General features: G+C 68.3%; 3 protein-coding genes. 1 reads left to right on the top strand and 2 read right to left on the bottom strand.

The window, feature by feature from the left end; all coding sequences use genetic code 11:
• The coding region (locus ACIY1X_RS26190; protein WP_399686532.1) for an AAA family ATPase at window positions 1-529 on the bottom strand (529 nt) is incomplete at its 3' end.
• A 148-nt stretch (window positions 530-677) separates the two neighbouring features.
• Here ACIY1X_RS26190 and ACIY1X_RS26185 point away from each other — a divergent pair.
• Window positions 678-1,367 carry a c-type cytochrome gene (locus tag ACIY1X_RS26185; RefSeq protein ID WP_399686530.1) on the top strand — a complete coding sequence of 230 codons (690 nt, stop codon included), beginning with the start codon at window positions 678-680 and terminating at the stop codon, window positions 1,365-1,367.
• Between the two features lie 88 nt (window positions 1,368-1,455).
• Here the strand turns inward: ACIY1X_RS26185 and ACIY1X_RS26180 are convergent.
• Window positions 1,456-2,130, bottom strand: a 675-nt coding sequence (locus ACIY1X_RS26180) for an aldo/keto reductase (protein WP_399686529.1), incomplete at its 5' end; no start/stop codon positions are given.

Below are 2,130 nucleotides of genomic sequence, written 5' to 3'. Positions count from 1 at the left end.
TGTAGTGGAAGAAGCAGCGGCGCAGGAAGGCGTCGGGCAGCTCCTTCTCGTTGTTGGAGGTGATGAACACCACCGGCCGGTGCTTCGCCTTGACCAGCTCGCGCGTCTCGTAGCAGTAGAACTCCATGCGGTCGAGCTCGCGCAGCAGGTCGTTCGGGAATTCGATGTCGGCCTTGTCGATCTCGTCGATCAGCAGCGCCACCGGCTCGTCGGCGGTGAAGGCCTGCCACAGCACGCCCTTGACGATGTAGTTGTGGATGTCCTTGACGCGCTCGTCACCCAGTTGCGAGTCGCGCAGGCGGCTCACCGCGTCGTACTCGTACAAGCCCTGCTGCGCCTTGGTGGTGGACTTGATGTGCCACTGCAGCAGCGGCAGCCCCAGCGCCGAGGCGACCTCCTCGGCCAGCATCGTCTTGCCGGTGCCGGGCTCGCCCTTGACCAGCAGCGGACGCTTGAGCGTGATGGAGGCGTTGACTGCCAGCATCAGGTCCTGCGTGGCGACGTAGTTCTGCGAGCCTTGGAATTTCATGGGAAGGACGGAAAGGGGAAAGGAGGGGAAAGCGGCACCCGGGGCCGAGGTGTCCGCGCCCGGTGCGGCGGAGTGTGGCCCGGGACCCACCGCTTATACTCAGCCGTTGACCCCAAGACTCGCATCCTCGGTGGATTGTGCGCGGAAAATGAACAAGCTGTTGACCACGATGATTAGCCTCGCCGGCCTCGCTGTCGCTTGTGCGACGGCCCCGGCCCTGGCCCAGAATGTGACGCCCAATGCCGAGGCGGGCGGCAGTAAGGTGCAGATGTGCGTGGGCTGTCACGGCATCGTCGGCTACCAGGCCAGCTTCCCCGAGATCCACAAGGTGCCGATGATCGCGGGCCAGAGCGCGTCGTACATCACCGCCGCGCTCAACGCCTACAAGGGCGGCGACCGCAAGCACCCGACGATGCGCGCCATCGCCGACTCGCTGAGCGAGCAGGACATCGCCGACGTGGCGGCCTACTACAGCACCCTGGGCCTGGCCGAGGGCGACGCTCCGCCCGAAGCGGCGGCCAGGCAGCCCAGCGAGAAGGTGCAGGCCCTGATCGCGCGCAACGCCGACAACAACTGCACCAAGTGCCACGGCGCCAACTTCAACACGCCCAACGACGGCACCGTGCCCAAGCTGGCCGGCCAGCACGCCGACTATCTCTTCGTGGCGCTGAAGTCGTACCGCGCGAACCACGTCTACCTGGGCCGCTCCAACGCGGTGATGGGCGGGCAGGTCAAGCCCTTCAGCAACGCCGAGCTGAAGGAACTGGCGAACTACATCAGTTCGCTGCCGGGTGAACTCAAGACGGTGCCCGAGTCGCGCATCCACCACGCCAAGTGACGCTGCGGCGGCGGCCGCAGCAGCGGGCCGCCTTCGCCGCGTGAATCCACGACATGCCTGCCGGCACCCCCGGCAGGCATGTCTGCTTTCAGGCCACGAATTCCTCGGTGTCGACCTCCTGCGTGGCCTGCGGCGCGTAGCGCGGGCCGGTGACGGTGTGCTGGTTGATCAACTCGCCGGCGCGGCGCACGACGTCCGGCGGGAGCGCGACGCCGGCCGCACCCAGGTCTTCCTGCAGGTGGTCCAGGCGCGTGGTGCCGGGGATGGGCACGATGTCGTCGCCCTGGTGCAGCAGCCAGGCCAGCGCGAGCTGCGCCGGCGTGCAGCCCGCCTCGCGCGCCAGCGCCTCGAAGGGCGGCAGCAGCTGCAGGTTGCGCGCGTAGTTCCCGGGCGCGAAGCGCGGCATCGGCCGGCGGATGTCCTTGGCGTCCAGGCTGTCCACGTCGGTGAGCGTGCCCGTCAGGAAGGCGCGCGCCAGCGGGCTGAAGGCGACCAGGGCGGCGCCGATTTCGCGGCAGGCGGCCAGCACCGCGATCTCCGGGTTGCGCGTCCACAGCGAGTACTCGGTCTGCACGGCCGTGATGGGATGCACCGCGTGCGCCTTGCGCAGGGTGGCGGCCGAGACTTCCGAGAGGCCGATGGCGCGCACCTTGCCCTGCTCGACCAGGCGCGACAGTTCGCCCACCGAGTCCTCGATGGGCACCTGCTTGTCCCAGCGGTGCAGGTAGTACAGGTCGATCACGTCGGTGCGCAGGCGGCGCAG

Source organism: Xenophilus sp. (assembly GCF_044462705.1).
GTDB lineage: Bacteria > Pseudomonadota > Gammaproteobacteria > Burkholderiales > Burkholderiaceae_C > Xenophilus > Xenophilus azovorans.
The sequence above is the reverse complement of the archived record's forward strand: the minus strand, read 5'-3'. Positions and strand labels throughout refer to the sequence as shown.

Bases quoted from the DNA above. Each gene is read 5' to 3' on its own strand.
- ACIY1X_RS26185 (WP_399686530.1), top strand. From the start codon at position 678: ATGAACAAGCTGTTGACCACGATGATTAGCCTCGCCGGCCTCGCTGTC.